This is a genomic window from Aminobacterium colombiense DSM 12261, from assembly GCF_000025885.1.
In the GTDB taxonomy this organism is placed as follows: domain Bacteria; phylum Synergistota; class Synergistia; order Synergistales; family Aminobacteriaceae; genus Aminobacterium; species Aminobacterium colombiense.
The window spans coordinates 1,380,705-1,403,204 of the sequence record NC_014011.1; the positions used below are offsets into that span (position 1 = coordinate 1,380,705).

The 22,500-nt window shown below is 46.6% G+C and carries 23 protein-coding genes; 6 read left to right on the forward strand and 17 right to left on the reverse strand.

Translation table 11 applies throughout. From position 1 onward, the window contains the following. Positions 1 to 34: 34 nt before the first annotated feature. Positions 35 to 679: a hypothetical protein gene (locus AMICO_RS06895; protein WP_013048731.1), complete on the reverse strand. Its 645-nt coding sequence runs from the start codon at positions 677 to 679 to the stop codon at positions 35 to 37. A gap of 131 nt (positions 680 to 810) precedes the next feature. Here AMICO_RS06895 and AMICO_RS06900 point away from each other — a divergent pair, with 131 nt between their 5' ends. Together AMICO_RS06900 and AMICO_RS06905 are read left to right on the forward strand one after the other, a co-directional pair. Further along, the gene (locus AMICO_RS06900) at positions 811 to 1,362 is read left to right on the forward strand and encodes a hydrolase (protein WP_013048732.1); all 552 of its coding nucleotides are present in this window, start codon (positions 811 to 813) and stop codon (positions 1,360 to 1,362) included. A gap of 35 nt (positions 1,363 to 1,397) precedes the next feature. After that, positions 1,398 to 2,639 carry an NAD(P)-dependent malic enzyme gene (locus tag AMICO_RS06905; protein ID WP_013048733.1) on the forward strand — a complete coding sequence of 414 codons (1,242 nt, stop codon included), beginning with the start codon at positions 1,398 to 1,400 and terminating at the stop codon, positions 2,637 to 2,639. Between the two features lie 64 nt (positions 2,640 to 2,703). Here the strand turns inward: AMICO_RS06905 and AMICO_RS06910 are convergent, their stop codons facing one another. The 9 genes from AMICO_RS06910 to AMICO_RS06950 all read right to left on the reverse strand — a co-directional run bounded on the left by AMICO_RS06910 (position 2,704) and on the right by AMICO_RS06950 (position 9,964). Beyond that, on the reverse strand, positions 2,704 to 3,747 hold the full coding sequence (locus AMICO_RS06910; RefSeq protein ID WP_013048734.1) for an NAD(P)-dependent alcohol dehydrogenase: 1,044 nt from the start codon (positions 3,745 to 3,747) through the stop codon (positions 2,704 to 2,706). 372 nt (positions 3,748 to 4,119) lie between these two features. After that, the gene (locus AMICO_RS06915) at positions 4,120 to 4,683 is read right to left on the reverse strand and encodes a methyltransferase family protein (RefSeq protein WP_013048735.1); all 564 of its coding nucleotides are present in this window, start codon (positions 4,681 to 4,683) and stop codon (positions 4,120 to 4,122) included. Next, complete coding sequence (locus AMICO_RS06920) at positions 4,673 to 5,725, reverse strand: lysylphosphatidylglycerol synthase transmembrane domain-containing protein (protein WP_041459635.1); 1,053 nt, start codon at positions 5,723 to 5,725, stop codon at positions 4,673 to 4,675. The genes AMICO_RS06915 and AMICO_RS06920 overlap by 11 nt, the downstream gene beginning before the upstream one ends. Positions 5,726 to 5,739: 14 nt before the next feature. Beyond that, positions 5,740 to 6,318, reverse strand: coding sequence for a D-glycero-alpha-D-manno-heptose-1,7-bisphosphate 7-phosphatase (locus AMICO_RS06925; RefSeq protein WP_013048737.1), 579 nt, complete (start codon positions 6,316 to 6,318; stop codon positions 5,740 to 5,742). Then, positions 6,312 to 6,914, reverse strand: a complete 603-nt coding sequence (locus AMICO_RS06930) for a DUF8042 domain-containing protein (protein ID WP_013048738.1) — start codon at positions 6,912 to 6,914, stop codon at positions 6,312 to 6,314. Before AMICO_RS06930 ends, AMICO_RS06925 begins: the two co-directional genes overlap by 7 nt. Then, positions 6,911 to 7,894, reverse strand: coding sequence for a GDP-mannose 4,6-dehydratase (locus AMICO_RS06935; RefSeq protein WP_013048739.1), 984 nt, complete (start codon positions 7,892 to 7,894; stop codon positions 6,911 to 6,913). The genes AMICO_RS06930 and AMICO_RS06935 overlap by 4 nt, the downstream gene beginning before the upstream one ends. Before the next feature lie 16 nt (positions 7,895 to 7,910). Then, positions 7,911 to 8,645, reverse strand: a complete 735-nt coding sequence (locus AMICO_RS06940; protein ID WP_013048740.1) for a nucleotidyltransferase family protein — start codon at positions 8,643 to 8,645, stop codon at positions 7,911 to 7,913. Then, positions 8,638 to 9,210, reverse strand: a complete 573-nt coding sequence (locus AMICO_RS06945) for a D-sedoheptulose-7-phosphate isomerase (RefSeq protein WP_013048741.1) — start codon at positions 9,208 to 9,210, stop codon at positions 8,638 to 8,640. Before AMICO_RS06945 ends, AMICO_RS06940 begins: the two co-directional genes overlap by 8 nt. Positions 9,211 to 9,268: 58 nt before the next feature. Beyond that, positions 9,269 to 9,964: a response regulator gene (locus tag AMICO_RS06950; RefSeq protein WP_013048742.1), complete on the reverse strand. Its 696-nt coding sequence runs from the start codon at positions 9,962 to 9,964 to the stop codon at positions 9,269 to 9,271. A 155-nt stretch (positions 9,965 to 10,119) separates the two neighbouring features. On the opposite strand from AMICO_RS06950, the gene AMICO_RS06955 reads away from it, so the two are divergent. Then, positions 10,120 to 10,899: a tRNA 2-thiocytidine biosynthesis TtcA family protein gene (locus tag AMICO_RS06955; protein WP_013048743.1), complete on the forward strand. Its 780-nt coding sequence runs from the start codon at positions 10,120 to 10,122 to the stop codon at positions 10,897 to 10,899. Between the two features lie 67 nt (positions 10,900 to 10,966). Here AMICO_RS06955 and AMICO_RS06960 read toward each other — a convergent pair whose 3' ends face one another. From AMICO_RS06960 to AMICO_RS06975, 4 genes are all read right to left on the reverse strand, one after another. Beyond that, a complete protein-coding gene (locus AMICO_RS06960; RefSeq protein ID WP_013048744.1) occupies positions 10,967 to 11,914 on the reverse strand; it encodes a SufB/SufD family protein in 948 nt (315 codons plus the stop codon). Then, positions 11,898 to 12,671: an ABC transporter ATP-binding protein gene (locus tag AMICO_RS06965; RefSeq protein ID WP_013048745.1), complete on the reverse strand. Its 774-nt coding sequence runs from the start codon at positions 12,669 to 12,671 to the stop codon at positions 11,898 to 11,900. Before AMICO_RS06965 ends, AMICO_RS06960 begins: the two co-directional genes overlap by 17 nt. Before the next feature lie 71 nt (positions 12,672 to 12,742). Beyond that, positions 12,743 to 14,140 (reverse strand): phosphoglucose isomerase-related protein, encoded by a 1,398-nt coding sequence (locus tag AMICO_RS06970; protein ID WP_013048746.1) that lies wholly within the window; start codon positions 14,138 to 14,140, stop codon positions 12,743 to 12,745. Positions 14,141 to 14,189: 49 nt separating this feature from the next. After that, complete coding sequence (locus tag AMICO_RS06975) at positions 14,190 to 14,426, reverse strand: glutaredoxin domain-containing protein (RefSeq protein ID WP_013048747.1); 237 nt, start codon at positions 14,424 to 14,426, stop codon at positions 14,190 to 14,192. Between the two features lie 263 nt (positions 14,427 to 14,689). On the opposite strand from AMICO_RS06975, the gene AMICO_RS06980 reads away from it, so the two are divergent. From AMICO_RS06980 to AMICO_RS06990, 3 genes are read left to right on the forward strand one after another with little or no spacing between them, the layout of a single operon-like run. Next, on the forward strand, positions 14,690 to 15,526 hold the full coding sequence (locus tag AMICO_RS06980; protein WP_013048748.1) for a sulfide/dihydroorotate dehydrogenase-like FAD/NAD-binding protein: 837 nt from the start codon (positions 14,690 to 14,692) through the stop codon (positions 15,524 to 15,526). After that, positions 15,526 to 16,941, forward strand: a complete 1,416-nt coding sequence (gltA, locus tag AMICO_RS06985) for an NADPH-dependent glutamate synthase (protein WP_013048749.1) — start codon at positions 15,526 to 15,528, stop codon at positions 16,939 to 16,941. The genes AMICO_RS06980 and gltA overlap by 1 nt, the downstream gene beginning before the upstream one ends. A gap of 42 nt (positions 16,942 to 16,983) precedes the next feature. After that, on the forward strand, positions 16,984 to 17,199 hold the full coding sequence (locus AMICO_RS06990; protein ID WP_013048750.1) for a hypothetical protein: 216 nt from the start codon (positions 16,984 to 16,986) through the stop codon (positions 17,197 to 17,199). A gap of 113 nt (positions 17,200 to 17,312) precedes the next feature. Here the strand turns inward: AMICO_RS06990 and fusA are convergent, their stop codons facing one another. The 3 genes from fusA to gatA form a co-directional block, all read right to left on the reverse strand. Next, on the reverse strand, positions 17,313 to 19,394 hold the full coding sequence (gene fusA, locus AMICO_RS06995; RefSeq protein ID WP_013048751.1) for an elongation factor G: 2,082 nt from the start codon (positions 19,392 to 19,394) through the stop codon (positions 17,313 to 17,315). A gap of 163 nt (positions 19,395 to 19,557) precedes the next feature. After that, positions 19,558 to 21,030, reverse strand: coding sequence for an Asp-tRNA(Asn)/Glu-tRNA(Gln) amidotransferase subunit GatB (gene gatB, locus AMICO_RS07000; RefSeq protein WP_013048752.1), 1,473 nt, complete (start codon positions 21,028 to 21,030; stop codon positions 19,558 to 19,560). Then, positions 21,030 to 22,499 (reverse strand): Asp-tRNA(Asn)/Glu-tRNA(Gln) amidotransferase subunit GatA, encoded by a 1,470-nt coding sequence (gatA, locus tag AMICO_RS07005; RefSeq protein ID WP_013048753.1) that lies wholly within the window; start codon positions 22,497 to 22,499, stop codon positions 21,030 to 21,032. Before gatA ends, gatB begins: the two co-directional genes overlap by 1 nt. Position 22,500: the final 1 nt, after the last annotated feature.

Here is a 22,500-nt window from a genome sequence, read left to right on the forward strand (position 1 = left end):
GATTGTATCACGCCCCAAAGAGGTCGTCAAACCCCTAATGAGCTCTGTCGTCCTCTCCGCCAGAGCTGTTGCCATTTGATGTTTCCTGGGAGCCCTTGCGTAAGTTACGCCAATTTAAGCGACCGCCGGGATTTGTGCTGTCTCCCACTGGAATCTCTGTCCAGCCCCACGGAGTCACCATAATAAACCTGAAGACCACGCCCTGCCCGAAGAGGGTCTTGATATGGGCAGAATAGCGCAGCAGGTCGGAAAGCATATAGCTGTCGCAGACAAGCCATACCCGTTGGCACACGTCCCGGCCAAAGAGAGATGCGTAATCGATGGCCATGCGAATGCCATCCTCAAATTGCGCTGGACCAAGGGCAAGCACAATGGCATCGTCATGCCCCTTAGGTTTGTGAATCGATGGGATGACATCGGCAAATTCTTCGGCCCACTCAAGGCGAGAAAAGAGGTTATCCATATCCACCTCAAAAGGCTCCTCAAGATAGGGCATCAATATTTCTCTTTCATTGTCTCTTAATTCTTCTCCTGCCAGTATGTCTTCCATCCAAGACTGGACATGTGTTATAAATTTCAGCAGATAGGTGGGATATCCCTTTCCAGACATGGCCACAAGTACATCCCTTACTGTCCACTGATCTTGTTCCCTTTTGTTTTCGCCGTTAGGCTTGGTCATTCCCCTACCTCCAAAGTACCCTTTGCATATTGTTGATGAACAGCATAACATAAAGTGTGTAGGTTTACACGATTTATATTACAATAAACTTTGACAAATAAAAGATTATTTTTATCACAAGGAGGAACGAAATGACTTCTTTGAAACTATCTCGTAAGAACACTCAGTTTCTTATGATCGACCTTCAGGAGCGCCTTCTCCCCGCAATACATGGATTTGAAGAAATAAAAGCCAACGCTCTCCGCCTTGTAGAAGGAGCAAAAGTGTTAGAAGTTCCCTTCACTTACACAGAGCAGTATCCTAAAGGATTGGGAAGCACAGATCGTCAGCTTCTCGAAAAAATTGAGGGAAAAACCGCTTTTCAGAAATTGACCTTTTCCTGTTGCGACGAAGAGGGATTCATCGATATTTTAGAAAAGAATGATAAAAAACAGATTGTCCTATGGGGTATAGAGAGCCACATTTGTGTTCTGGCAACAGTCATGGATCTGATCAAGGCAGGTTTTACCATCTGGGTCGCCGCAGATGCCTGCGGAAGCCGCAACAGGAACAATCATGACCTTGCCCTCAGAACTATGACACAAATGGGAGCAATAGTCGTTCCGACAGAAACCGTGCTCTACCAGTTAATGGAACGGTCAGGCACTCCAGAATTTAAAGCGTTGCTGCCTCTTTTTAAATAAAAAAGTAAGAGGCTTTCTACAAAGGGGGGCTTTTTGTGACTGTGGAACGGCAGAAAGCATTAGAATTGCACCGAAGAGCACGGGGTAAAATAAAAATGTACCCCACAGTAAACATCAGAAATGAAGAAGATCTTGCCGAAACCTACGTTCAGGGAAGCGCTTACGCTGCTGCAGAAATACAGGAAGATCGTGACAGATCCTATGAATACACAGGGAGAAACAATCGCCTGGCGGTGATTACAGACGGAACATCTGTTTTGGGAATGGGCAATATCGGCCCACACGCCGCGCTGCCTGTTATTGAGGGGAAGTGTCTTCTTTTCAAAAAATTCGGAGATATAAGTGCTATCCCTATTTGTATTGAAGCTCTGAGCGCTGAGGAAATAATCGAAACGGCAAAACATCTGGCCCCTACCTTCGGGGCTATTGATATAGAAGACGTATCAAGCCCAAATATATCAAACGTTGTAAAAGCGCTGCAGTCTATTGAAATACCTGTCTTTTCTGACGATCAGCAAGGGTCTTCCGCTGTGGTTTTAGCTGCTCTGACAAATGCTTTAGCTGTAGTGGACAAGAAAATAAGCGATATAAAAGTTGTCATACACGGGGCTGGCGCCGCTGGTATTGCTGTAACTGACATGCTTCTCTATGTTGGGGTCAAAAACATTGTCTTGCTGAACAGCAAGGGTATTCTCGGTCCGCAAAATCCTTCTATGAACTCTATTCAGCGGAGTATGTCAGAACGGGTCAATCCTGAGGGATTAAAGGGAAACCTTGATGATGCAATTGAAGGCGCGGATGTGTATGTTGGCCTTTCCTCCAGGGGAAAGTTTTCCTGCGACCAGATCAAAAGGATGAATTCTTCATCCATAGTATTTCCTCTTTCGGTGCCTTACCCTGAAATAACTGAAGAGGAAGCCCGATCAGCAGGGGCACGGATAGTAGCCATGGGTCTTACCTCATGCAAAAATCCAATGCCAAACCTTCACATTTATCCGGGGCTGGTACGGGGACTTCTCGACGTTCGAGCCACAGGTCTCAATAAGAATGTGCTCATGGCTGCCGCGAAGGCTGTTTCAGGAGTGGTTGATAAACGGCGAATGAACGAGAACCACATTATGCCCGACCTTTTCTCAGATGAAACGGCCCCATGTGTAGCGGAAGCTGTGGCGCAATCTGCCATTTCTGAGGGGCTCGCCAGACGTTCGGTGCCACCCAAGAAGATTTACGATGATACGTGGCAAAGGCTTTTTGGAGGATATTCCCTTCGCGCATAGTTTAAGACAGAAGGAGGCTCGTTAAAAAGGCCCCCTTCTTTTTTTAACTATGTGGGAAAAGCAGTTACTCTAACACAACTACAGGTTTAATTAAGTCTTTTGGTTTGTCTTTCATCAGTAGCAACGCTTCTTCCATTTTATCAAAACTATTAAATTCATGGGTAAGCAACAAAGAAGGATCCAGGCGTCCATATTGAACAAGGTTTGCTAAGTTTTCCATACGAACTCTTCCTCCTGGGCATAGCCCGCCGCGGATGGTTTTATGCGCCATGCCGCATCCCCACTCAATGCGAGGAATGAGAAGATCTTCGCCTTCGCCAAAATAGTTGACGTTAGAGATGACAGAACCGGGTTTAGCCATTTTTACTCCCTTTTTAATCATGTCAATACCAGGAGCGGCAACAATTACTCTGTCTACTCCCTCTCCATGGGTCAGTTCTATAATCTGATCTACAATTTCTCCATTCCGATAGTTGATGATATCCGTAGCGCCATAGGCCTGGGCAACTTCGACACACTTGGGCCTGCTTCCCACGGCAAATATACGACCTGCGCCAGCAAGAGCCGCCCCAGCCACAGCCATAAGTCCTACCGGGCCAATTCCAATAACAACAACACTCATGCCAAATTGGATCTCAGCCAACTCTACTCCGTGAAATCCAGTTGTAACCATGTCTGTTATCATTACAGCAGCTTTGGGCGAAATCCCATATGGCAACAACGCAAGGTTCATATCGGCGTCATTAACATGGAAAAACTCTGCGAAAACGCCGTCCTTAAAATTAGAAAATTTCCATCCCGCAAGAAGACCATTTGAATGTTGAGGGAAACCGCGCTGTACAGCTATGGAACGCCAATCGGGAGTAATAGCAGGAACAATAACTCTGTCTCCCGGTTTGAAATCCTTAACTTCTGTCCCAACTTCTTCCACTACCCCAACTGCTTCGTGACCGAGGATCATATCTTTTCTGTCTCCGATAGCCCCTTCAAAAACAGTGTGGATATCAGACGTACAAGGAGATACCGCAAGGGGACGAACTATGGCATCAAAAGGACCTGCAACAGGTTTTTCTTTTTCAATCCAACCTGTCTTTCCAATACCTAACATAGCGAATGCTCTCGTAATGTATTCCTCCTTTTTAATTTAAACGGGGGTAAAAAGGCATGTTTCATTTGTGATTTTTTAAACACACTTCTAATTTAGTCATTATAGACTAAATATTATAAAAAACAATAGAAAAGATATTTTACTATTGTTTTTATTTAGAATTAACCATCTTGTTCTTGAGTTAAAGGGGAGAGTTATTCTCAAGAGGAGAGAACTATTTTCTTTTTTCGGTATTGAGAAAGGATAGCAACTACCCATACTAACTAAAACATAGCCTCAAATAAGCAAAAAGCCCTCAGAGAAAATTCTCTGGGAGCTCGCTGTTTTAAATGCATTTTGAGTTTGTTTAAGTAGCTTTTGAAAGAAATTTTTTTACCACTTAAAGCGGGAAAGAAGAAGGGCCGTCCCCGCAAGGGTAATCCATAAAGAGTGTCTTTCACTTCTCCAGACGATGGACCAGTCATAGGGTCCATGAAGACGATCCCCTGGCCAAAAAGAAGGAATAAAACGGCCTGTAGATTGACAATACGCGGAGTAGGCTTCTCCAAATTTTTTTTCGAGGAAAGATTCTTCGTAGGGAACTATCCATACCCCATAGATAAGAAAGAATGAGGTTAGGAAAAGAGCTACAACTAACGGCCCTGCTAATAGAGCCCATCCAAGGCCAATGAGGCCATTTCCCACATAGAGAGGGTTTCTTACAAAGGCGTAAGGGCCCCAGGTCACAAGTTGTTCTGCCCCTACTTTTTCTCCCCTGTATTTCACAATACAGCCCGAAGCCCAAAAACGTATAAGTTGACCTAACGCAACAAGAAGCAGTGACGAGACCAATCTACTCTTCTCTGGGCTAGCCAAAAGTAATATGAGGAGGTAAAGTGCCGTCCATAAACCTCCTCGCAACTTGAAGATGAGGGCACGAAGGGCATCACGCGTCATTTTCAAACTTTCCTCTTTCTTCTATAAAGATCTGTTCGCTTACTCCCCATCCTAAAAAATGAATAGCCACAGCCGCTCCCATGCCAATTGCCAGATACTCCGTAAAAAAACGCCAGAGAATGGCCATTACCCCTGCTATATGCCAAGGGACAAGTAGTCCAAATAGAGCAGCGCCGCCGCCTTCTGCTACTCCGCTCGCCCCTGGAGTTGGAACGAAGTAGAGTACAAACATGAACACTGCTTGGGCCATGAAGGCCTGCAAATAGTGAACAGGAAGCCCTACAGCCCAGATCAGGCAGGGCAAGACGGAGAAGAGACAAAGAAGATGAAGAGCGGAGAGAAAGACCGCCCAAATGAAATGTGGGAACCCAGACGAAAAAAAGAGGCGGAAATTTTCACTGTAATTATCTATCTCAAGATTAATCCGTCTGATAACGGCAAGAACCTTGAGACGTTTCACTATACCAAAACGTTTGAGCCAGAGGGTCAGTATTTGCCCCCATTTTTTCATAAGCTTTGGCCTCGTAAGGCTAAGAACGACCAGTATCCATGAAACCCCTACAAAAACGGCCACGTAGGTGAAGATGCTTTTTATAAAGAGACCCGTGCCCAAAAGTTCAGGTTCCAAAAGGATGGCTAGAGGCACCACTATGCCTAGCAGAAGAAGAGTAAGAAGGGTGCGGGTGAGGGTAATTGCCACTCCCTTTCCTATAGGCATATCCCTTTTATAGAGCACAAATACCTGAAAGGGCCCCCCGCCGCTTTGCATGGGCGTTACCGCACAGCCAAAGTAATGGAGCCAGGTCAAAACCAGCCCAAGACGAAAACTTATATGTTCTGAAGCTGCTTTGGCAATAGCACAAAAACGCATGGCATCACAACACCAGGCGCATATCACAAGAGCAAAGACGAGAAGCAAAACAGACTTCCGTGCTGATAACAGCATTCTGACAGTACCTTGATCCACGCTAGATACAAGAACCAAGGCGCTGACTCCAAATGTCAATGTTAAAAATATCAATAGTCCTTTTCGTAATGACACAGGAGACACACCTCTCATTCAATCCCATGGACTCTTTCAATATAACATGCCGCTTCGTAGAGCCCATTTACAACTTTTACAGACGAACACCTTCTCTCTTGCTCGAATTCAGCGCCATAACCTGTTCGCACAAGTATAAAGGGACATCCGGTGTTCTCGGCTAAAAGAAAATCTGGCTCATTATCCCCTATGATCCAGCTTCTTTTCAAGTCTATGGAGAAATCTTCAACCGCATTAAGCACCATGTCAGGGAAAGGCTTTCGGCATCTACACTGCCGCCTGTAACGACCTATCGTTGCTTCCGGATGGTGCGGGCAATAATAAAAAGCATCGATAGAAGCTCCTTCTTTCTCTAATTCACGCTGTATAAACCGGTGACTTTTTTGCACAAAGTCCTCTTCGAAATAACCTCTTGCTACACCGCTCTGGTTGGTTACCACAACGAGCAGATATCCTAATTCTTTCATTTTTTTAAGAGCTAAAGCAGCTTTAGGGATAAGCTTTATCCTTTTCAGATCGTCTAGATAAGGAACATGCTCTATCAATGTTCCGTCTCTGTCAATAAAGACAGCCGGTACCATCTTTTCTACCATGCTTTCCCATGGGCAAGGGAGCGAAGATTTTCTATATAGGAATGGAGGCCATCAAGTGATGGGTTTATTTTTTCACGTATTATGCCGGCTGCTTCCGCATGCTTCCGTTCTTTCATAAATTCCGAAGTTCGCTCCAGACCATCTATCAAAGTTTCTCGATGCGCTTCAAACTCTTCATCCATTCTTTCTCTCTCTTCTACCGAAAGAAGAATCTGCAATTGGTATATGGTTTCCAACTGCCAACAGATGCCTTCCACTGCATCTATCAATGCCGTCATAGCGTCATCTGCCTGTTTTTTTTCTAAAGCGCAAGCGCTCTTATCCATAGCGTCAATTATTGTTATAAGGTATTTTTCAGAGTTTTCCAGAGATTCCATAACAAGTTCCTGAACAGATATGCTGATAAAATTGACCATAACAATTTCTCGAAGGGCTTTAAATGCTTCCTCTTCTATAGCCACACCATCAGCCTCAATGAAGCGAAGCACTTTTCCTTCATTTGAAAGAATCTCTTTCACCTCTCTGAGCAGGTCTTCCCTATCTCTTGATTTGCTCGAACGTAAAGATACCCTTTTGTCATCAATGGATGTAATCAAACTTTATTCCCCCCTTCTGGTGCTTTTGAGAGTTCTGTTTTCCACCATTCGATCATGTCCTCTACGGTTTCTCTCAAAGCCCGATGAGGTTTCCAGCCTGTGTGTCTCTCTATTTTTGAAAGGTCATTCCAATAGATAAGTTCGTCTACAGATCTGACTAGAGATAAGTCCCGCACAACTTGCACCGATTTCGAACATCCTGAAAGGACGACATCAAGAAGTTGCTGCATAGATACAGCATCTGCACCGGAGATATTATAAGCTTCGCCGCCTTTCCCTTTTTCCTGAAGGGCCCAAAACCCCTCTACTGCATCGCGAACGTCGAGGAAAGCACGCTTCGTATGAAGATTGCCCACATGAAATTCCGGGCCAATAATACCAAGGTCGATCTGCGCGCGCCTTCGGGTAAAATCCGAAACAACCTCTCCAGTGCGGCGAAGCCCAACACAATTTCCAATTCTCAATCGGATAATATCCAGGCCATGGGCATTAAAATACGTAGACCCCAGCAAGTCCTGGGCTGCTTTCGACATACCGTAGACATGAGCCGGGCGGAAGGGCTGGCTCTCTGTGACAGGAGCCTCTGAAGGGTCTATAAACCCGTATGCAGCCGTTGAAGAAGCCAGAAGTACCCGTGTTCCTCGAAGGTCGAGATGAAGCATGGCTTCAAAGAGGTTCAACGTGCCCATTACATTCGACTCAACGGTATATTCAGGTTCTTTATAGGAAACCATTGGATAACTTTGAGCCGCAAGGTGGTATACGACATGGGGACGCACTTTCTGAAGAGCGTCCTCAAGGTGGGAGCGCTGTCTGACATCAATATTGAAGAGTCCCTTCGCATAAGATGCTGGAACGCTCATATCGTTAGTAGGGCGAAAGTAAGAACCCCATACCTCACAACCTTTTTTTGCAAGAAATTCAGAGAGATGGCAGCCAATAAACCCGCCAATACCTGTAATAAAAACCCTTGTCACCATTTTTATAAACACCTTCTTATGAGCTAAGGGAATTTATGAACTGAGGAATCTCCATCTGACTTTTTTCATAATCTTCAGGAACGCCAATATCGATAAAGTATCCCTTCGCTTCAAAAGCATATACATCCTTCCCGTCGTTAAGCAATGAGGGCAATACGTTTTTTTCCCAGGAAAGCCGCCCTTCCGGGAGAGGTTCCAATATGGAGCGCTTTACAATATACATGCCGCCATTTACAAGCCAATGGCCATCACACCCTGCCTTTATGGAAGGGTTTCCAAAACGCAACACCCGATTCTGTTTGTCTACCTCTACTGGATCGGTTCTTTCTATGGAAGGCCATTTACGCAACGCAATGAGTACATCAGAGTCAAGTTTTCGACTCTGGTAGAACATTTGTTCTATGTTTACGTCAAGCAATGTATCCCCATTAAGGAATAAAAAACGCTCTTTTTGAATGAGAGGAAGGGCGTACCGCAAGGCCCCTCCTTTATCAAGTGGCTTTGGCTCAAGGCTATACTCTATAGAGAGCCCCCATTTCTCGCCATTCTGGCAGTACTCAATGATTTGCTCTGATTTATATCCAAGAAGCAAGACACATTGACCTATCCCTTTTTGTCGAAGGAAGAGGAAGAGCCAATGCAAGAAAGGTTTGCCGTCTATTGGGGCAAGGGATTTGGGACAATCTGATACGACACGTCTGAGACGCGTCCCCAGCCCACCCGCAAGGATAACAGCAAGTTCATCACCCATTGGAACAAAGGGCCTCCTCTATTAAACCGCAGATTATATGTCCCCACGTAATGTGAAGCTCCTGAATTCGGGGGGTGTGAGACGATGGGGCTGTAAGAAGAAGAGAAGCGATCCTTGCTAAATCTCCGCCATTTTCACCAGTCATGGCTATTGTCTCAATACCCTTCTCTTTCGCCCACGTCAGAGCTTTGACTACATTGGGACTTGCGCCGCCTGTAGAAATTCCAATAACGATGTCTCCTGGCGCGGCCAGTGCTTGCAGCTGTCTGAGAAAGATATTTTCATATCCGTAATCGTTAGCAAGGGCTGTGATAGTGCTGGGGTTTGTTGTTAATGCCACGGCTCGCAACGCTTTTCTGTTTTTTTCAAAGCGACCAACAAGTTCTGCTGCTAAATGCTGCGCATCTGCCGCTGAACCGCCATTCCCCAAAAAGAAAGCGGTTCCTCCGTGAGATAGCGCTTGTATTATCAATTGGGAAGCTGATGCCACTTTTTCTGCTAAAGATAAAGCCGCAATTTTGACGTTAATCGATTCCTGAAGTTGCTTCTGCACTTTTTCGATCATGTAACCAATCTCCTCCAGCTCTTCTTCGAGGGCTATTCTACCACGTAGTGAAATAAAGTTACCTTTCTATAAAGGCACCCCCATTTACTATTTGGTGCAAAGATTCAGGCTGAAGCTGGGCAAAGCCTATGCGCCACGCCAATATAGCGGCTTGGGTCCTATCGCGCAAATCAAGTTTTTTCAGGACGTGGCTCACATGGTTTTTTACAGTTTTTTCTGAGAGAACCATTTTACTTGCCACTTCAGAATTGCTTAGGCCCTGAGCTAGCCAGTAAAGAATCTCTTTTTCTCTGGGGGTCAGTTCATAGAGCTGGTCATTTTCCTCCTTACGTCTTGAAAATGACGTTAGAAGCTTTCCTGCTACCTGGGGATCTACATAAGGCTGGTTTCGATTGGCAGATCGAATGGCTGATAATAGTTCTACCCTTCCGGATGCCTTGAGGACAAAGCCTAAAACTCCTACAGAAGAAAGGGCTGAAAGACTGTCTTCATCGTCTTTAGCACTAACGGCAACAAATTTAATGCCATGAGATAAGCTATTCAGTTCTCTGACTAATTGTATTCCATCTTTTTTGGGCATATTTATATCAAAAAGAAGGATATCCGGTTTTTTTTCTCGTACAACCTTAAGAGCTTCTTCTCCATCGCCAGCTTCGCCTATGACCTCAATATCGGACTCGTACTCTAATAATTTCTTTACCCCATCCCTAAAGAGTCTATGATCATCCGCTATTACAAGGCGTATAGAATCCATGATTCCACCTCCGCATAATACTCTGTGAGCCTATTCGCGCCTATGATATAGTGTAAATATAGCGGTGAAAAGATTTTTTAAAATTGCATCTTTAGGCTAGGCCCATAGTCCCAATTATATTACCACATTCCATAATAGAAAAAGAGAGAGAGAACATGATAGACAACATACAAGAGAAACGGGTTCTTCAACTTCAGCCTATGCTGCGCAAACGATTTGGGAAAGCCCTCGGCGATTTTTCCATGATCGAAGAGGGGGATAGAATACTTGTTGGGCTTTCTGGAGGCAAGGATAGCCTGTTTCTCCTCGCTGCCCTGGCCGCCTTTCGAAAAAAGTCTCCCCGCCGCTTCGAATTAGGGGCATGCACTGTGGATATTACAGGCGGAGAGATGGCAACCCGTCCCCTTTCTGAATTCTGCCGCAGCCTTAACCTAGAACATTACGTGACCATTTATCCTATTTCAAAGATAATAAAAAAAAGAGAGGAGAAATCACCTTGCAGCTTCTGTGCCAACATACGGCGGGGCATTATAAGTTCAGAAGCGGTGGAACGTGGGTATAATGTTCTCGCATTGGGGCATAACCTTGATGACGTAGCCGAAACAGTGCTCATGAACCTTTTTCAGACTGGCCGGTTTAAAAGCTTCAAGCCCAAGTTCTGGCAGAGCCGAACCGGCCTGTGGGTTATCAGGCCCCTTATATATATTGGAGAAAAAGACATTATGAAGGAGGCCCAGCGGCTACATTTGCCGGTGACAGAAGATAAATGTCCCTTTTCCCTTCATACTCAGCGAAGCAGAACCCGTATGCTTATAGAAAACCTTGCGAGAGAGAATCCAAGTATTAAAAAGAACATTATCCACGCTCTTTCGTCAGTGCGACTTTCAGATGTCTGGAAGATAGAACAGGAGAGTCAGACTAATAACGGGGGATAAGACGAAAAAGAGCCATCTCTGAGGATGAGGCGGCTCTTTGCTTATGTTCGATTTTGCAGTTCAATACTTATTTTAAAAGTCCTGAGACAATCATGTCGATGGCCTGGTCTGAAGAAAGGCCCTTCGCCATAAGACCAGCTATTTTATCATCTGCGATACGTCCAATGGCCGCTTCGTGGGTTACTTCCGCTTCAGGGTGGGATGCCTTTACCACTGGTGAGGCGTCGGCCACAGCTTCTCCCTGAACTACTTCTGTGCAATCCACGTGGCCTTTGGCTCCAGGGGCCGCACCATCTATCATCCCGAGAAAACTTCCAACACTTCGATCCTTCAATACCGTCCTGGTTTTTATAAGGGCTGAACTATTCCGTCCAGAAAGCTTTACCACATCCTGAATCTTTACGGTGTCATCATCCTTGCCGTAAACCTTCGACGTCAATTCTACTCGGCTTCCTTCTCCCACGGCATCTATATCGATTTTAATATCGAGAGAGCCTACCCTTCCTTCGACAAGTGAGAAATCGTTTGCATACCGTCCGCCTTTTTCGACCTTCACTTCTGTGACAGGACGAACCTCCATCTGGCTCTTGGGGCCGTGAAAATGAAGTTCTTTGTAGGTTACGTCAGCTCCCTCACCTACTTCTACCACACCCTTCATGGCATGAAGAAACTTTTCCGCATGGGGAAAGACACAATGGGCTAAAAATTCAACATGTGCTCCACGGCCGACAGTGATGTGGCTATCTATAATTTGACGCCCTTCTTTTCGGACATCGCCGAAGCAAAGATGTACAGGATCTGTTAAGCGAGTCCCTTCCTCTACTTCTATAACAGCCCTTACCCCGTCCTCTGTTTCATAGGCTTCGATATGAACACCCTCTACCTCATGATAATCAACAACCTTGTTTGCGCCGATGAGAGCATAGGCTCCCTTTCGATGGTTGAAATAATTGTACCCAGGGACACTGGCCGCTATGGTTAATATTTCTTGAAATTCTTTACTGATTTTTGGCACGGCCCATCACCTCATTAAGAACTCCCTTTCGGCTTATCTGCTCTCCCTCGCAGCCTTCGCAGGGGCGACACTGAGACATGAAATATCGCTTCACGGCAGCTGCGCTTCCCTCGAGAATAATACGCCCGTCACACATGAGATAGGATCGGTCGCACCCGGCGGCTACGTCTTCACGGTGGGTTATGACCATAACGCCGCTCCCTTGGTCGGCAAGAAGACGTAAAAGCCCCAAGACTTCTCTCAAGGCAAGAAGGTCTACTCCCGAATCCGGTTCATCAAGAATGGCAAGGCGCGGTTTCATAAGGTAAATGGAGGCCAACTCTATTCTTTTGCGCTCCCCGCCTGATAAACTTTTGTCTATGGCTCTATCGAGAAAGAGAGGGCTCATCTGTACAAAATCCATGGCCTCTTCAAGGTTCCGTTCAGAGCTGTTTTGAGGCCCTATACGCAAATAATCCCGTATGGAAATACCCTCGTACCGTGCCGGCATCTGCCACGCCAATGTCAGCCCAGCCTTGGCACGATCAGTTATAGACCAGCTCGTAATGTCCTCTCCGAGAAAAGATATAGAGCCCTTCACAGGAATATAGTCTGGCAACCCCATTAGAGCATAGGCAAGACTTGATTTTCCGGCCCCATTTCGGCCAAGGACGCCCGTTACTTCCCCTGACTCCACACGCAAGCTTATATCTTTAAGTATGGTTGCGTTATCTCTACGCACCGTTATGGAATCAACTTTGAGGAGAGATGTATCCACGTTTCCCAATCCCTTCTTTTATGAACTTAACTTCGAGAAATTTTGCCCTCTCAAAACACAGGAGTATTGTATCACTTTTCCTCTATTGAAACGGTAATAGTCCGGGAAGAAAGGTTCTTTGAAAAACGGGCAACTTCTTGAGCCTGTACTTCGAACCCAGACCTTCCCATCAAGGCGAAAGTATACTCTTTGCCAAGTTCTACCCCCGGCTGATCGAATGGGTTGATATCCATGATAAACCCGGTAAGAGCTGTTGCATACTCCAACAGATAGATCAGAGCTCCAAGGTAGAATGCATTCAACTCCGGAATCTCTAGCCAAAGCACAGGCCGCCCTGCTTTTACAAGGGATGACGCCGTGGAAAGCTGTTCTGAATATCGCAACATGTTCATTGACTGGCCAAAAAGATAGGAAAGAGAAGCGAGGCTTTTCTCTTCTGCATGTGGGATAACGATATCTTCCTTGAGAGAACTTACGTGCAACAGCAAAAATAATTTATCATCAGGGCCTTCTGTGTAAAGCTGCAATTGTGAGTGCTGATCGATAGTTCCGAGGGCTTTTATTGGCGTTGATCCCTTTCCTTCCTTTCCGAGGCTTTCCCCCCAGAGCTGGGCAAACCATTCGCTCAACATAGAAAGGCTGTCAATATAAGGCATAAAAACGATCATGTTTCTTTTTCGGATAAAATGAAGCCATGAAATGGCGGCAAAGACCCAGGCAGGATTCCCTTCCATGTCATGTTCATCTGCAAGAAAGTCTGCCATTTTCCGGGCTCCTTCAAGAAGGCTATCTGTATCCGCTCCCAGAACCGCTGCAGAAAGAAGCCCTACTGGAGAAAGCACTGAATAGCGCCCCCCTACATTGGGTGGAACAGGCAAAACGGCGCAGCCTCTTTCTTTCGCAAACTCACTGAGTACCCCTTTTTCAGGGTCTGTGATAATGATTGTCTGGCGAGCGGCCTGCTCTGTCCCTACAGTTTGTTTCATTTCTTCCCAGAAGAAAAGGAAATTGGCCATAGTTTCTGCCGTAGTGCCAGACTTGCTGACAACGATCAGGGCCGTATGGCGGGGGTCTACTCGATCCCAAATGGCTCTATTCTCTTGGGGATCAACATTATCAGCCATGTAGAAACGTGGACGGGGAAGAGTTGGACTCATCTCATTCCAATAGGGAGGCAAAAGGGCGTTATGAAGCATCATGTTTCCCAGAGCCGACCCTCCAATACCTATCTGAATCACATCAGTCATAGAAGAGAGCCACGCAGCCAGATCATTGATTTTTTTATCTTTTTTGTGGGGAAGAAGAAGCCACCCCGAACCTTCAAGTTCCAGCTCGGAGCGGCTTTTCAATAAAGCATCTGCCTTTTTAATAAGAGGAGCAAGATTCAGGAGCTCCTGGAAGGTCGTTACACCTGATGTCAGATGTTCGCCTAACGCCGCTCCATAATGAAGTTTAAGCAAACTCTTCATACCACACCCTCCCTCTTATTTTTAAGACAGAAAAGTTGTCCTTTCCATATTACTTTCCTATCTTGGCGAGTTCAGCGTCAATAGCCGTTCTGTCAAAACCTACAATGTATACATCGCCAAACTGAACAACGGGCACTCCCATCTGCTTGGTTCTTTTTACCATATCCATAGCGGCTTCTCTATCTTTTGCTACGTCAACGACTTCAAATTCTACGCCTTTTGAAGTAAGATACTCCTTGGCTTTTGTGCACCAGGGACACGTGGGTGTTGAATAAACCTTAATCATTATTTACATCCCTCCGTCTGAACGGTTTTTATATATACCCCTAATAGGTATATTACAAGGCCACCCTTCATTCGTCAAGCCAGAAAGCATGTCTTTTATTTTTGTACAAAGCCACAAACAAACGGGCTTTTTTGATGTTACAATGGAACATATTTTGTATTGACAAAATAAATATAACATATAATGTATCAACTTGAGAGCAGATAACATAACCCCTAATAACATAACCCCTAGTATATCTTCGCAAACAAGGAGGAAATAAAGTGTACAAAATAATATCAAAAAAGCTTGTCGTTCCCAAGGAGTTCGATGTATGGGTCGAGGCTCCGAGAGTGGCGCGGCATGTTAAGCCCGGGCAGTTCGTCATTATTCGCACGAACCCCCAGGGAGAGCGTGTCCCTCTCACCGTGGCAGACTATGACCGAGAGAAGGGTCTGATTAGAATGATTTTTCAGACCGTTGGAAAAACCACAGCTGAGTTCGCCGATATGAACGTGGGAGACTGTTTGACCGATATTCTTGGCCCTCTGGGGACGCCCAGCGAGATCAAAAATTACGGTACTGTTCTTATGGTCGGAGGCGGAGTTGGCATTGCAGCCCTTTTTCCCATTATCAGAGCGTTGAAGGAAGCCGGAAACAAGGTTTACACGATCCTTGGCGGAAGAACTAAAGATCTCGTCATTATGAAAGAAGAGTGTGAGAAATACTCAGATGAGCTTCTCATCACCACAGACGACGGATCTGCCGGTAAGAAGGGTGTCGTTACCGATGCTATGGTGGAGCTTGCTGAACGCGGAGTGAAAATTGACCAGTCATGGGCTATCGGACCCTCCATCATGATGAAATTCGCCTCATTGAAAGCGAAAGAGCTCGACATTCCCATGTTCGTGTCATTGAACCCAATCATGATCGATGGGACAGGTATGTGTGGCGGTTGCCGGGTAACCATTCATGACCAAATCAGATTCGCCTGTGTTGACGGACCAGAATTCGATGGCTGGGGCGTGAACTGGAACGAGTTTATGAACCGCATGCGACAGTACAAAGACGAAGAGAAAATGTCTTTGGAAAAATATAAGGCTGAAATGGGTGAAGAGTAATGGCTTTAGATATTGCCCCGAAAAGACTTCCTGTTCCTGAGCAGTCCGCTGAGGAACGAATTAAGAATTTTAACGACGTTGTTATTGGCTATAGCATTGAAGAGGCAGTGGCCGAAAGTGCTCGGTGCCTTCAGTGCAAGAATGCACCCTGCATTAAAGGCTGCCCCGTCAGTATTGATATTCCCGGATTCCTGAAGGCCATTAAAGAAAAGGACCTTGAGAAATCATGGGACATTATCAGTCAGTATACGAACCTTCCTGCTGTCTGCGGCCGTGTTTGCCCCCAGGAAAAACAGTGTGAAGGTGTTTGTACTGTAGGGAGAATCAAAGGATACGAACCTGTTTCCATTGGCAAAATGGAGCGGTTTATAGCCGACTGGAAAGCAGAACATGGCAGCAAGGTCGCTCCTAAAGTTCCTGAGCAGACAAAGGGCAATGTGGCCGTTGTGGGATCAGGGCCTTCAAGCCTTACAGTAGCCGGAGACCTTGCCAAGATGGGCTACAAGGTTACAGTCTACGAAGCTCTTCACGCGGCTGGCGGCGTGCTGATGTACGGTATTCCCGAGTTCCGTCTTCCCAAAGCTATTGTGCGCAGGGAAATAGATAACATCAAGGCCCTTGGCGTGAAGATCGAGACTAACGTTGCCGTAGGACGAAGCGTCACCATCGAAGAGCTTCAGAGCCATTTCGATGCTGTTTACATCGCTACAGGAGCTGGAACTCCTCACTTTATGGGGGTTCCCGGAACCAGCTTGAATGGTGTCTATTCCGCAAGCGAGTATCTCACCCGAATAAACCTTATGCACGGATACGAGTTCCCCAAATATGACACCCCCACCAAAGAATCTGAAAAAGTGGTCGTTGTGGGCGGCGGAAACGTAGCCATGGATGCTGCCAGATCTGCTCTTCGCCTTGGAGCAAAGAGCGTTCAGGTTGTCTATCGCCGTTCCCTTGAAGAGCTCCCCGCTCGTATCGAAGAATATCACCATGCAGTGGAAGAAGGCGTGATTTTCAACTGGCTTACCAATCCTGTGGAGTATGTAGGAAGCGAGACTGGAAACATAGTTGGAGTGAAATGCATCCGCATGGAACTTGGCGAACCTGACGCATCTGGCCGCAGACGGCCTCAGGAAATCAAGGGCAGCGAGTTTACAATCGAAGCAGATACCATTATCGAAGCTATTGGGCAGGGCCCCAACAAAGTGCTGCTTAGTGCCTTCCAAGAGCTGAAGCTCAACAAAAAAGGTTACATTGACGCTGATCCCGAAACGGGCCAGGCAGATCCTGAATGGGTCTTCGCCGGCGGAGATATTGTAACAGGTGCCGCTACTGTCATTCTTGCCATGGGTGCAGGGAAGAAAGCTGCAGAAGCCATAGACAAGTACATTACAGAGAAGAAAGCTGCTGGCAAGTAAGAGAAAAGTCTTCTTTTACAGAAGCTGAGGAGGGATGCTGAGATGTCTATTGATGAGAAAAAGGCTTCAAAATGGGAAGATTTTCGCGTAAGGACATTGGAGATAGCAGCTCGGCGTAACAATTCGGACTTTGAAAAGTATATTGGGTCTTTAACAGAACGAGCGTGGAAACATGTGCTATCTGAAGGAAAGCTCAATCCCGATCTGGCAGAAGCAACCATGTGGAAATTCTTCTGCGAAGATCAGAAAAACCGATAACTCTACTTTTCTAAATAACTCGGCTAAAAAGCATACCGAATAAGAACCAGGGCCTTGACTTAAAAGTCGAGGCCCTGGTTCTTTATATCCATTTTTAAGAAAAATGTTCTATTTTATTCCTCTTCTTCTTCTTTCTTATGCTCTTCAATAACTTTCTTAGAAACATCTCCAGGTACTTCTTCGTAATGGTCGAATTCCATTGTAAAAGTACCTCTTCCGGAGGTCATAGACCGAAGCACTATGGCGTATTTAAACATTTCAGAAAGGGGAACCTGAACTCGAACCACCTGCAGACGGCCATGGCTGTCGATTCCAAGAATTCGTCCGCGGCGGCTGTTCATGTCTCCCATGACGTCGCCAAGGTAATCTTCCGGAACAACGACTTCAACTAACATAATGGGCTCAAGAAGTACAGGGCTGGCTTCAAGAATGCCTTTTTTGAATGACATGGAAGCCGCTATCTTAAAGGCCATTTCAGAGCTGTCTACATCGTGGTAAGACCCGAAGAAAAGCTCTGCTTTGAAGTCTACTGTGGGGAATCCAGCCAGAGGTCCTTTGACCAGGGCTTCCCGCAATCCTTTTTCTACAGCTGGGATAAAGCCCTTGGGGATGGCCCCGCCTACTACCTGGTCTTCAAATACAAATCCCGCACCCCGTTCGAGAGGTTTGTAGCGAATGTGGACATCGCCGTACTGTCCCCGTCCACCAGTCTGTTTCTTATATTTTCCCTGGGCTTCTGCTGTCTTTCTGATCGTTTCTCTATAGGGAACCTGAGGTGTTCTGGTTTCAAGTTCCACTCCATATCTTTCACGGATACGGGAGAGGAGGATTTCAATATGCATATCACCCATGCCGGAGAGGACATTGTCTCCTGTCTCTGGGTTCTTAGCGAAGGTAAGAACGGGGTCCTCTTCCAGAATTTTGTGGAGTGCATTGGAAAGCTTATCTTCATCTGCCCTGCTCTTTGCCATAACGGCAACGCTATAGACGGGTCTAGGGAACTTGATTGGGGGGAAGGTATAAGCGGTACTCTTCACTCCCAGCGTATCCCCTACCTGTGTGCTGTGGAGCTTGGGAATGGCTATGATATCGCCGAGAATGATTTCTTTTTCATCCTGGCCATCTTTACCCCTCATGGCCTTAAAGGAACTGATACGCTCCTCTTCCTCCCGAGTAACATTATAAATACTGCTGTCACTGGATAGATGTCCTGAATTAACTCTGATATATGAAAGTTTTCCTACATAGGGGTCGACCATGATCTTGAAGCACAGGGCTGAGAAAGGAGCTTCAGGATCAGGATCGATATTAATAACTTCATCGCCCTTAAGAGCCTGGCGGGGGCGTGATTCCAGTGGGGAAGGAAACATGTCGCCCAGGAAATCGAGAACTTGGTGGACACCTATATTGGCTGTCCCTGACGCAGGGAGAACCGGGAAAATCTGACGTTCTCGAATGGCTTTTCTTGCAACTTTAACGATTTCCTCATGAGAGATCTCGTCTCCTTCGAGATACATCATCATAACTTCATCATCAGCTTCTACAACGGATTCTATTAGGGATTCCCTGGCAGCTGATACTTCATCAACCATCTCTGCAGGGATAGAAATCTCTTTGAATGAACCTGACCCATCTGTAACGTACTCATAGGCCTTCTGGTTCAATATGTCCACAACCCCCTTGAATGATGCTTCTTTCCCTATAGGGAGGAAAAAGGGGACTGCCTTGTCAGATAACTGCTTTTTAATATCGTCTAGAGTTCTTGCATAGTCCGAGTTTTCACGGTCAAGCTTGCTTACTACGAAAGCAACCGGTATAGAAAAATCCTCAGCATACTCGTAGGCCTTTCCTGTCTGGACTTCTACACCATGGAGACCGCTCACTACAGCCAAAGCAGAGTCTGAGACTCTCATAGCTGAACGCATTTCACCAATGAAATCAGCGAATCCTGGCGTGTCGAGAAGATAGAGTCTTTTCCCGTTCCGCTCCAATGTAACAAGTGCAGTATTAATGGAAATCTGTCGCTTCTGCTCCTCTGCTCCAAAATCTGCGACGGTGTTGCCGTCTACGACATTCCCCATACGGTTTATGTCGCCATTTGAGAAGAGTATCGCTTCTACAAGGGATGTCTTTCCGGCCCCACCGTGAGCTGCAATGGCAACACTTCTAATGTCTTCAGGTTTGCGCGTTCCCATACCCTACTACCTCCTCTATTACACCCGACTGCTACCACTTCAGCAACTCAGACAGCAAGCCGGCAGATTTTTTGTTTTGATTTACACCGTATCATCTTACGCATAGCTATAAGGATAGTCAATAAAGAGAAGGACAGGGAACGGGCTCCCTGCCCTTTCTGCTCTATTCTTCTAGAAGTTTCGCCAAAAGTGAAGCAGCTTCTCTGGGGTCAGTCTGTCCTCGGGCTTCTTTCATAATGAGTCCCTGAAGGAATTTCTGCTTTTTACCCTTTTTATCCTGGCCGCTCTTGATGGTTTCCACCACATCAGTATTGTTTTCAAGGATGTTGCGTATCATTTTCTCAAGATCGGAGCCAGAAATTCCCCCTTCCTCTACTCCACAGATTTTCATGGCTTCCTCAAGAGAGACCTTCTTTGCCGCCATTGTATCAAAAACTTCTCTCGCAGCAGTTGTTGAAATTTTGTTGTCATCAACTTTTGCGATAAGTTGGGCAAGCGCAGCAGCATCTACTGGAAATTCCGTAATATCAATTTTTTGCTCGTTCATGACTCGCAGCACTTCCGTTCGAACCCAGTTAGAAGCTCGAAGGGGGCTTGCACCGGCCTCGACGCAAGCTTCATAAAAATCCGCAAGAGCCATATGCTCTGAAAGAATCATGGCATCGGTTTCATTCAACTCATAAGAAGACATAAAACGCTCCATCTTCTGCCATGGAAGTTCAGGCAACGTGTTTCTAACTTTCTCAACATACCCTTCCGGAAGAATCAAAGGGGGAAGGTCAGGTTCAGGGAAATAGCGGTAGTCATGCGCTTCCTCTTTGCTTCGGGTTGCCCTTGTCACGCCTTCCACATCATCCCAGTGACGGGTTTCCTGAGTTATTTCCTCACCCTCCGCCAAAAGCTGACTCTGTCGTTTTATTTCATATTCGAGAGCTCGCTCAAGGGCTCGAAGGGAGTTCAGGTTCTTTATTTCTGCGCGGTTCCCCCATCGTCCATCGGAACATTTGACTGATATATTGGCATCCACCCGCAAAGACCCTTTTTCCATGTCGCCATCAGAAACGCCGAGGTACCGAACAAGCTGGCGAAGGCGTGTTACATACTCCTTCGCTTCTGCCGCAGACCGGATGTCCGGCTCCGAAACTATTTCTGCCAGGGGAATGCCGCCTCTGTTGTAATCCACAAAAGACTGATCGGCTCCTACGAGACGCCCGTCTGATGCCTCATGTACAAGCTTTCCAGCGTCCTCTTCAAGGTGAAGTCTCGTGATGCCTATCCGGTAACTTCCCCCTTCTTCTGTGGAAACATCCACATATCCTTTTTCAGCGATGGGGAGATCATACTGGCTGATCTGATAGGCTTTGGGCAAATCCGCGTAAAAATAATTCTTCCTATGGAACCGCGTAGCTGTATTAATAGTGCAGTTCAGCGCCAAGGCTGCCTTAACTCCGTATTCTACCGCTTTGGCATTAAGGGCTGGAAGGCTGCCTGGCAAGCCTAAACAGGCTGGACACACATTCGTGTTGGGGGCGACTCCAATATAGTCTGTGGAGCAAGAGCAGAAGAGTTTGCTCTTTGTAGCAAGCTGTACGTGGATCTCAAGACCAATTACAGGTTTAAAAGTTAAATCAGCCATTAGCGAACACCTCCCTGGGCAATAGGTGCACAACCGAAGGTTTTCTCGTGCAGGGAAGCTGTGGACAGCAACCCTTCTTCATCCCACCACTGGCCGATAAACTGTACGCCAAGAGGCCGGCCGTCAGCGGAGAACCCTGCGTTAAGAGAGAGGGCTGGAAGTCCGGCCAGGTTGACTGGCAATGTAAAGATATCGGCCATGTACATCTGGATAGGATCGTTGATGAGTTCTCCTTTTTTAAAGGCAGGTGATGGCGCTGTAGGAAGAAGTATGGTATCCACGGAGCCAAAGGCTTTTACAAACTCCTGTTTTATGAGCTGCCTGGCCTTCTGAGCCACCAGGTAGTAGGCATCATAGTATCCCGAACTTAACACGTAGGTCCCCACCAGAATACGCCGTTTGACTTCAAGGCCAAATCCCTGGGCCCTGGTCTTCGTATAGAGATCGAGAAGAGACTCTGCATCGGTGCTCAAGCCATACCGCACTCCATCAAAGCGAGCCAGGTTAGAACTCGCTTCTGCCAGTGCCAGAATGTAATAACAGGGCAAGCCGTATTCCACCATTGTGGGAAGTGTGATCTCGACAATTTCAGCCCCCTGCCTTTCGCAAAACTTCAGTGTCTGATCAAAAGCCTTCCTGACCTCGGGATCTATGGCATACTCCTGTATTTCTTTTATAACGCCGACCCTTCTCCCTTTGAGGGACTCTGCATTGAGAGCCTTGGTATAATCTGGACGAGGACGGCAACTGCATGTGGAGTCAAGCTCATCTTTCTGAGAGATGGCATTGAGTACGAGGGCCAGATCCTCCACTGTCCGAGCAAAGGGACCTATCTGGTCGAGGGATGAAGCAAAAGCCGCAAGACCCCGTCGGCTTACAAGTCCGTATGTTGGCTTGAAGCCATAAATACCGCAAAAAGCGGCTGGTTGGCGAATAGACCCGCCTGTATCGCTTCCGAGGCTGAAAGGAACATATCCTGCGGAAACAGAAGCTGCGCTTCCGCCTGAACTGCCGCCTGGGACGCAGTCAAGCTTCCATGGGTTGGATGTTGCACCATAAACAGAGTGTTCCGTAGTTCCCCCCATGGCAAACTCGTCGAGGTTGGTCTTTCCCATAAGTACTGCCCCAGCTTCGGCCAGCAATTCTATAACTGTCGCGTTATAGGGAGGTTTCCACTGCATCAGCATTTTACTGGCGCAGGTGGTTGGAATTCCCTTGGTACACATGTTGTCCTTTACTACAAAAGGAACTCCAGCAAGGGGAGGAAGTTTTTTCCCCGACGCCACGGCTTCGTCTACAGCCTTGGCCTGGGCCATGCCTGACTCTTCAGTGATAGTGAGCATAGCCGATATCTGAGGCTCTAGCACCTCTGCCCTGGCCAAACATGATAGAAAGACCTCACTGGCTGAGAATTTCCCCTCATGAATGCCTCGGGTTATTTGGGCAGCGGAAAGTTCATAGAGTTTCATG